Source organism: uncultured Leifsonia sp. (assembly GCF_945957465.1).
Classification (GTDB): Bacteria; Actinomycetota; Actinomycetes; order Actinomycetales; family Microbacteriaceae; genus Leifsonia.
The window spans coordinates 1-8,026 of sequence record NZ_CAMFLC010000085.1 but is presented as its reverse complement, the minus strand read 5'-3'; the positions used below and the strand labels follow the sequence as shown (position 1 = coordinate 8,026).

The 8,026-nt window shown below is 70.8% G+C and carries 9 protein-coding genes; 1 reads left to right on the top strand and 8 read right to left on the bottom strand.

Annotated features, from left to right (window positions below):
* From deoC to Q0Q23_RS19235, 8 genes are all read right to left on the bottom strand, one after another.
* Positions 1-869 (bottom strand): deoxyribose-phosphate aldolase (gene deoC, locus Q0Q23_RS19270; protein WP_295128161.1); only part of this gene is annotated, 869 nt, incomplete at its 3' end.
* Positions 866-1,840, bottom strand: a complete 975-nt coding sequence (locus Q0Q23_RS19265) for a sugar-binding transcriptional regulator (protein ID WP_295128158.1) — start codon at positions 1,838-1,840, stop codon at positions 866-868. The genes Q0Q23_RS19265 and deoC, both read right to left, overlap by 4 nt.
* Before the next feature lie 63 nt (positions 1,841-1,903).
* Positions 1,904-3,136, bottom strand: a complete 1,233-nt coding sequence (locus Q0Q23_RS19260) for an MFS transporter (protein ID WP_295128155.1) — start codon at positions 3,134-3,136, stop codon at positions 1,904-1,906.
* Positions 3,133-4,077: a bifunctional riboflavin kinase/FAD synthetase gene (locus tag Q0Q23_RS19255; RefSeq protein WP_295128153.1), complete on the bottom strand. Its 945-nt coding sequence runs from the start codon at positions 4,075-4,077 to the stop codon at positions 3,133-3,135. The genes Q0Q23_RS19260 and Q0Q23_RS19255 overlap by 4 nt, the downstream gene beginning before the upstream one ends.
* Positions 4,074-4,568: a hypothetical protein gene (locus Q0Q23_RS19250; RefSeq protein ID WP_295128150.1), complete on the bottom strand. Its 495-nt coding sequence runs from the start codon at positions 4,566-4,568 to the stop codon at positions 4,074-4,076. The genes Q0Q23_RS19255 and Q0Q23_RS19250 overlap by 4 nt, the downstream gene beginning before the upstream one ends.
* A gap of 34 nt (positions 4,569-4,602) precedes the next feature.
* A complete protein-coding gene (locus Q0Q23_RS19245; protein ID WP_295128147.1) occupies positions 4,603-4,971 on the bottom strand; it encodes a hypothetical protein in 369 nt (122 codons plus the stop codon).
* A complete protein-coding gene (gene truB, locus Q0Q23_RS19240; RefSeq protein WP_295128145.1) occupies positions 4,968-5,891 on the bottom strand; it encodes a tRNA pseudouridine(55) synthase TruB in 924 nt (307 codons plus the stop codon). The genes Q0Q23_RS19245 and truB overlap by 4 nt, the downstream gene beginning before the upstream one ends.
* The gene (locus Q0Q23_RS19235) at positions 5,888-6,526 is read right to left on the bottom strand and encodes a TetR/AcrR family transcriptional regulator (protein ID WP_295128142.1); all 639 of its coding nucleotides are present in this window, start codon (positions 6,524-6,526) and stop codon (positions 5,888-5,890) included. Before Q0Q23_RS19235 ends, truB begins: the two co-directional genes overlap by 4 nt.
* A gap of 91 nt (positions 6,527-6,617) precedes the next feature.
* Between Q0Q23_RS19235 and Q0Q23_RS19230 the strand changes: the two genes are divergently transcribed.
* Positions 6,618-8,003: a DHA2 family efflux MFS transporter permease subunit gene (locus Q0Q23_RS19230; protein ID WP_295128139.1), complete on the top strand. Its 1,386-nt coding sequence runs from the start codon at positions 6,618-6,620 to the stop codon at positions 8,001-8,003.
* Positions 8,004-8,026 lie beyond the last annotated feature (23 nt).

Sequence of the window (8,026 nt, the reverse complement as noted above, 5' to 3'; positions counted from 1 at the left end):
GAGGAGCGGATGCCGCCGGCGGGCTTCACGCCGATCTCCTCGCCGGTGAGCCGGTGCCAGTCGCGCACGACCTCCAGCATGAGGAGGGTGACGGGCAGCGTGGCGGCAGGCGAGACCTTGCCGGTGGAGGTCTTGATGAAGTCGGCGCCGGCGAGGATGCTCAGCCAGGAGGCGCGACGCACGTTGTCGTACGTGTTCAGCTCTCCGGTCTCGAGGATCACCTTGAGGTGCGCGTGACTGCCGTCGTCGCGGCGGCAGGCCTCCTTGACGGCCACGATCTCGTCGAAGACGAGGCCGTAGCGGCCGGAGAGGAATGCGCCGCGGTCGATCACCATGTCGATCTCGTCGGCGCCCGCCGCGACCGCGTCGGCCGTGTCGGCCAGCTTGACGGGCAGGGAGGCGCGGCCGCTGGGGAACGCGGTCGCGACCGCCGCCACGTTGACTCCGCCGGCCTGCCCGGTCTCGCGGGCGACGCGACCGGCGTGGGAGGCGCCGAGCGCCTCGACCGCGTAGGGCACCATGTCGCCGTAGACGCAGACCGCTGCCGGGCGCGGCGCCGTGAGGTCGCTCGGGTCGGGCGTGAGCGCCTTGGCGACCAGCGAGCGCACTTTGCCGGGGGTGTCGGCGCCCTCCAGAGTGGTGAGGTCGATCAGCTCGATGACCTTGTCGAGCGCCCACGCCTTGCTGGACGTCTTGATCGAACGGGTGCCCAGCCCGGCGGCGCGCTGCTCCAGCCCGACGGCGTCCACGCCCGGGATGCCGCCCAGGTAGCGCCGGAGCGATCCCTCGGTGAGGTCGCCGCCCAGCACCTCCACGGCGCGGGCCGCCGGTGCGAGCGTGCGCACGGGCGGTGTGGTCTCGATGGTCATGTGAGTTCGTTCCTTTCACTCGGCACGGTGCGGCCGAGGAGGTCGTTCGCGGTCGACTCGTCGGTGATGATCGTCGTGCACAGCCCGCTCGCGACGACGGCGTGGGCGACCTTGTGCTTGGCCTCCCCCGCGATGACCGCGATGGAGGTGCGCGCGTTGCGCAGCTCGTCCAGGCTCAAGCCGAGGGTGCGGCCGTCGAGCTCCGGGTCGGCCACCTGGCCGTCGCTGTCGATGAACCGGCCGACGACGTCGCCGACGGCGCCCTTTTCGGCGAGGGCGCGCACGTCGTCGGACGACAGGTAGCCGGAGTCGACATGCACCGAGCTGGTGTCGACCACTCCCGCGCTGAAGAGGTAGGCGCTCGCGCTGCGGGCGAGTTCGAGCACCGACTGCACCGACCGGTCGGCTTCGATGGCACGGCGGGTCGCCGCGTGCTCGAAGATGGCCGGGCTCGGCAGCAGCGTCGCGGTGCCCTGCGCCTTGCGCGCGATCACCACGGCGGTGTCGGCGGCGGCTGTCGCCTGCCGGGTGCTCGACACGCTCCCGTTGATCTGCACCGGGTTGACGCCCACGGCCCAGCCGGGCCGCAGCCGGGCTGCCACGGCGTGCAGGGTGCGACCCCAGCTCACGCCGAGCGTGCGCGGGACGGGTCGCAGCGTCGTCAGGTAATCGGCGGCGGCCTGCGCCACGCGCGCCTGCACATCGGAGTCGGCCTCCGCCGCGGGTACGACCACGGCGTCGTCCAGGCCGTAGAAGCCGCACAGCTCTCGCTCGAGCGAGAAGCGCCGCGCGCTCGGGTGCACGATCTCGATGCGCACGAAACCGTGCTCACGCGCGGCGACCAGCAGCCGGCCGACCTTCCACCGCGACACGTTGAGGGCGACGCCGATCTCGTCCTGGGTCTTGCCGGCCTCGTAATAGAGCTCTGCGGCTTTGACGGCGAGGATCTCGTCGGTATCGTTCAGGGCCACCAGACCAGCTTAGAACCGGGTGCAACGGTTGCGCATGGCCCGCTCAAATGAGCAGAGGTGCGCTCAGCGGTCTTCGAGAGCGACCGGGCGCGCCACGACGGCACCCGCGGCGGCCGCTGCGAGAGCGGTGGCGGTCAGCACCAGCAGCGGCACCGTCCACCCTCCCGTCGACTCGTGCAGGACGCCCACTGCGAGCGGGCCGAGCGCCCCGAGCGTGTAGCCCAGCCCCTGCGTGAAGCCGCTCAGCGCGACGGACCCGGCGTGCGTACGGGTCCGCACGTTGATCAGCACGAGGGTCAGCGGGAAGAGCAGGGGTCCGAGGCCCGCGAGCGCCACCCACAGCCACGTCGCCGCCGCGGGCGCCAGGATGAGCCCGGCGTAGCCGGCGAGGAAGAACGCGACGCCGGCGTACACGAGCAGCGCGACATTGCGCATCCGAGCGGCGAGAAGCGGAACCAGCAGCCCGGCCGGGATGCCCATGCCCGCGTACACCGACAGAAGTGCGCCCGCCTCCGCCGGCGGAGTCCCGGCCACGTCGTGGACGACCTGCGGCAGCCAGGCGAACATGGCGTACGCGTTCAGGCTCGAGACCGCGAACAGCACGGCCATGGCCCAGGCGAGGCCCGACCGCCAGACGCGCGCCATCAGCGAGCGGTCGGCCTCCTCGACCCCCGCGTCGCCGGTGGGATGCGCCGGCCGGTGCGTGATGACGATGCGCAGCCACGGGATGACGGCGAGAACGCTGACCAGCGCCCACATCCCCACCGAGACATGCCAGCCAGCGGTGTCGGCGACGGGCACCGCCACCAGCGGCGGCAGCAGGGTGCTCACCGACATCACGGTCGCGTAAAGAGCCGTCACGAGGCCGATGCGGTCGGGGAAGTAGCGCTTCACCAACGGCGGCAGCAGGACGTTCCCCACTCCCATACCGGCGAAGGTGACGGCCGAGCCGATCGCGAGCACGGCGAACGAACCGGCCGTCGCCCGCAGGATGTGCCCGGCGAGCATCACCCCGAGCGCGATCAGCAGGACGGTCTCCAGCGCCGCCCGGCGAGTGAAGAGCGGGGCGAGGAGGCCGAACAGGGCGAAGCAGACCGGCGGCAGCATCCCCAGCAGGCCGACGCCGACGGCCGACACCGGGAACTCCGCCCGGATCTCGGAGAAGATCGGGGAGAGCGCGGCGACCGCGGTGCGCAGGTTGGCGGCGACCAGCAGGATGCCGAGGAGCGCGACGGCGCGTCCGTTCCAGAGCGGGCGCGCCGACTCCCCTGTCGCCGATCGGGCTCCGGCCGTCACGCGGGCTCGACGGTCAGGATGCGGCGGGCCTCGTCGACGTCTGCCGCGATCTGGGCGATGAGCGGCTCGATACCGGAGTAGGCCACCATGCCGCGGATGCGCTCCGCGAACGCGACGTCGACGGTGTGACCGTAGAGGTCGAGCTCCCGATCGAGCACGTAGGCCTCCACCTGCTTGTGCGGAACACCCTCGAAGGTCGGATTGTTGCCGACCGAGATCGCGGCCGGATAGCGGGTGCCGTCGTCGTCGGTCAGCCAGCCGGCGTAGACGCCGTCGGCCGGGACGAGACCCTCGTTCTCCGGTGACAGGTTGGCCGTCGGGAAGCCGAGCTCGCGTCCGCGCGCCGCTCCGTGGACGACGACGCCGCGCACCGTCGGGACGGTACCGAGCAGCTCGGCGGCATGGGCGACGTCGCCCTCCGCCAGCAGGTCGCGGATCCAGGTCGACGAGACCCGCCTTCCGTGCTCGGGCCGGACGTCGTCGATCAGCTCGACCGTGAAGCCGTGGCGCTCCCCCAGCGAGGACAGCAGCCGCACATCCCCGGCCCCGCGTGCACCGAACCGGAAGTCGCTGCCGACGAGGACGGCTGCCGCGTGGAGGCGGTCCACCAGGATGCGGTGCACGAACTCCTCCGGCGGGAGGTCGGCCAAGGCACGGTCGAAGGTGACCATGAGCGTGGCATCGATACCCGTCTCGGCGAGCAGCTCGAGCTTCTGCCGGTTGCTCACCAGCGAGGCCGGGCACTTCTCGGGAGCGAGGAGCTCCAACGGGTTGCGGTCGAACGTGATGACCGTCGAGGTCAGGCCGCGCTCGGCGGCGACGGCACGCAGTCGGTCGATCACAGCGCGGTGACCGGTGTGCACGCCGTCGAACTTGCCGATCGTGACGGCGCTCGGCCCGAACCCGTCCGGAATCTCCGCGACCTCGTGGAAGACCTTCACGAACGCGCTCCGTCCGCGGAGGCGCCGTCGTCCGGGCGGTGCCGGGAGAGCCAGAACAACCCGAGGATCGGCAGCACCAGCGGGATGAACAGATACCCCATCCCGAAGACCGACCAGACCGTCGCGTCCCGCCCGAAGGGGTCGATGTCATGCAGGCCGAGAGCCTGCGGTGCGAACAGGCTGAGCGCTCCGATGATCAGCACTCCGGCCAGCTCGAAGCTGATCGTGACCCAGGCGACGCGGTACCAGACCCGCCCGGGGGCGACGAGCGCGATCGTCGCGACGATGTACACCACCGCCGAGAGCGCGGAGAGCGAGAACGCCACCGGAGCCTCGTGGAAGCGGTCGATGATCTGGAAGACGCTGCGCCCGGTCGCAGCCAGCGCCAGCACGCCGTAGACGAACACGAGGACGCGGCCGATTCCGGAGATGCGGCGCCGCGAACCGCGGTCGCCGGCGTGCTCGCGAGCGGACATGGTGTGGTGTGACATCGGTAACGATTCTATTCGCGCGGGGAGGTCGGGCTCAGGCGCCCTGCACGAACCAGATCTGCCCCATCCGGTAGACCATGACGGCGATGGCGAGGCAGACGCCGCCGAGGATGACGGTGCTCCACCTGTTGCGTTCGATCAGGGCCCAGAAGCCGCCCGCCAACGGCAGGAGAAGCGCCGAGATCAGGTAGATGTAGAACTCGGCCAAGCTGCCGCTCGGCGAGTTGCCGAGGGCGGGCGCGACGATGGCCATGACCAGCTGCACCACCAGGAGCAGCACGACGAGCGCGACCGCGCCCATCGTGAGGTCGGACGGCACGCGCCCCGCGAGGCCGAGCACCAGGCAGAGCACGCCCGCGATCACGGCGACGCCGACCTGCAGCGCCACGAACCATTCGATCATGCGGACGCGATCTCGTCTGTGGGGAAGTTCACGAGCGTCCGTGCTTCCTTTCCGCGGAACTCGACGAGTCCCACCAGCGCGCCGCCCGGGGCGATGGCCGCGACCGGTGCACCGGAAGCGCCCTCCCGGTCGGCCACGTGGATGCGGCGGCCGTGCGTGAGGTCGATCGCCTGCTGCTCGGTCAGTTCGAGCCGCTCGAACAGCGCGGTGGCCGCCCGGGCGGCGGGGATCAGGGCGGCACCGGGATCGAGCGTATCGAGTTCCCGCGCGTCCCGCACCTCGAACGGACCGATACGCGTCCTGCGCAGCGCGGTGAGGTGGCCGCCGACGCCGAGTGCCGCGCCGAGATCGCGGGCGAGCGAGCGGATGTAGGTGCCGGACGAGCACACGACGCGCACATCGAGCTCGATGGCGACGGGAGCGTCGTCGGCCGGCAGGCGCCGCTCCTCGAGCAGGTCGAACCGCTCGATGGTCACGGCCCGCGGCCGCAGCACCACCTCTTCGCCCGCGCGGACGCGCGCGTACGCGCGCTTGCCGTCGACCTTGATCGCGCTCACGGAGCTCGGAACCTGCTCGATCTCACCCGTGAGCGCGGCGACGCCGTCGGCGATGGCGGCCGCCGTCACCGCGGCCACCGCGGCCGGGTCCGCTTCGGCGGTGACCTCGCCTTCCGCGTCGTCCGTGGTCGTCGTCGCACCCAGCCGGATGGTCGCCAGATACTCCTTGTCGGCGCCGACGATGTAGGTGAGCAACCTGGTCGACGAGTTGAGCCCCAGGATCAGGAGGCCCGTGGCCATCGGATCCAAGGTTCCGGCGTGGCCGACCTTGCGGGTGCCGGCGAGTCGGCGCACCCGCGCGACGACGTCGTGGCTCGTCCAGCCTCCCGGCTTGTCGACCAGGATGAGACCGCTGCCGATCATGCGTTCTCGCCGGCCACGTCGAGCACCAGCTGCAGCTTGGTCCGGAACGTCGACTCGATGATCTCGGTCGCGCAGGCGTCCTTGCCGTACTCCGCGGGCAGCTTGAGACCGAGGAGCGTGTTCAGCAACATCCCCTCGGCGAGGAACGTGCGCGCCTCGTCGGGCGAGAAGCCGACCTGGTCGCGGACCATCTTGTAGATGGCGAGGAAGCCTTCCCTGGCGCGTTCGCCGATGACGGCGTCGTTGCCCATCCCGAACGCCTGCATGAGCGAGAGCAGGATGCCGCGGTCCTCGATCAGGTTCACGTACGCCAGCCCGAGCCGGCGGCCGATCTCGTGATGCTCACCGACGGAGCCGCTCTCACCGGCGGGCGAACCGTCGGCCTTCCAGCCGTCGACCGTGGCCTGGAAGCTCGCCATCAGCTTGTCGAGCGCGCGCTGGAGGACCTCCACGAAGAGATTCTCCTTGCTCCCGAACATCCGGACGACGTAGGGCTGGCTGATCCCGGCCGCCTTGGCGATCTGGTCGGTGGTGGCGCCGAAGTAGCCGCGTTCCCCGAAGACGAGGCTCGCCGCACCGAGGATCTGCTCGCGCCGCTCGGCCGAGGGGATCCGTTCACTGATCGCGGAACTCATGGTTGACAGGTTATCAGTCGATTACTAAAGTGCGATGTAATCATTCGATTACTAATCAATTCCGCCCGTTCTCCAGGAAGCGATGAGACCCATGACCACAACCCTCCCCGCCACCTCAGGCGCCCCGGCGCGCGCTGCGCGGCGCATCCCCGTCTGGCTCGCGATCGTCGCGGCCTCTCTCCCGATGTTCATGGCGACCCTCGACAACCTCGTCGTCACGAGTGCACTCCCCGTGATCGCCCACGACCTCAGCGCCTCCATCGAAGAGCTGCAGTGGGTCGTCAACGCCTACACGCTCAGCTTCGCGACCCTGATGCTGATGGCCGTCGGGCTCGGCGACCGGCTCGGCCGCCGCTCGGTGTTCCTCGGCGGCATCGTCGTGTTCACGCTGGCGAGCGCCGCGAGCGCGCTGGCGACCGAGCCGTGGATGCTGATCGCCGCGCGAGCGGTGCAAGGTGCCGGCGCTGCCGCGCTCCTCCCCCTGTCGCTCACCCTGCTGGCGGGCAGCGTCAGCCAGCGGCTGCGACCGGCCGCGATCGGCATCTGGGGCGGGATCTCGGGCCTCGGGGTCGCGCTCGGGCCGCTCATCGGGGGCGCGGTCGTCCAGGGCTGGAACTGGCAGGCCATCTTCTGGCTCAACGTCCCGCTCGGGGTCATCGCGGTTCCGCTGGTCCTCCTCGCCCTGCCGAACAGCTTCGGCGACCGCGTCCGGGCCGACATCGTGGGACTGCTGCTGGCCGCACCCGGCGTGCTCGGGCTGGTCTACGGCATCGTCCGCGGCAACGATGCGGGCTGGGACAGCGCCGAAGTGCTGTTCTCGCTGATCGCCGGCGGCGCGCTCCTGATCGCCTTCGTGCTCTGGGAGTCGCGCACGGCCGCACCCCTGCTGCCGCTGCGACTCTTCCGCGATCGCAGTTTCACGGTCGCGAACCTGGTCGGCGTGACCTTCAGCTTCGGCATCTTCGGCGCGATCTTCATCCTCATCCAGTTCCTGCAGGTCGTGCAGGGCCACACCCCGCTCGAGGCCGGCGTGATGACGATGCCGTGGACGCTCGCGCCGATGGTCGTGGCCCCGCTCACCGGGCTCGTCTCCGGCCGGACCGGCACGCGTCTGCCGATCGTCGTCGGGCTGGTGTTCCTGGCCGGCGCCATGGCGTGGATCGCCGGCACCCTGTCGGCCGACCTGCCGTACTCGCAGATGTGGCCGCCGTTCCTGCTCGCGGGAGTCGGCATGGGCCTGGTGTTCGCACCCAGCTCGACCGCGGTTCTGGCGAACATGCGTGCGGCCGACCACGCCAAGGCGTCCGGCGCCAACTCCACCCTCCGCGAGATCGGCGTCGCGCTCGGTGTCGCGGTGCTCACGGCCGTCTTCACGGGAGCCGGAGGCACGCTGACGCCGACCGGGTACGTCGATGCGGCAATCCCGGCGGTCTGGGTGGGGGCCGCTGCCCTCGCCCTGTCTCTTATACACATCTGACGCTGCCGACGAATTAGACGGTG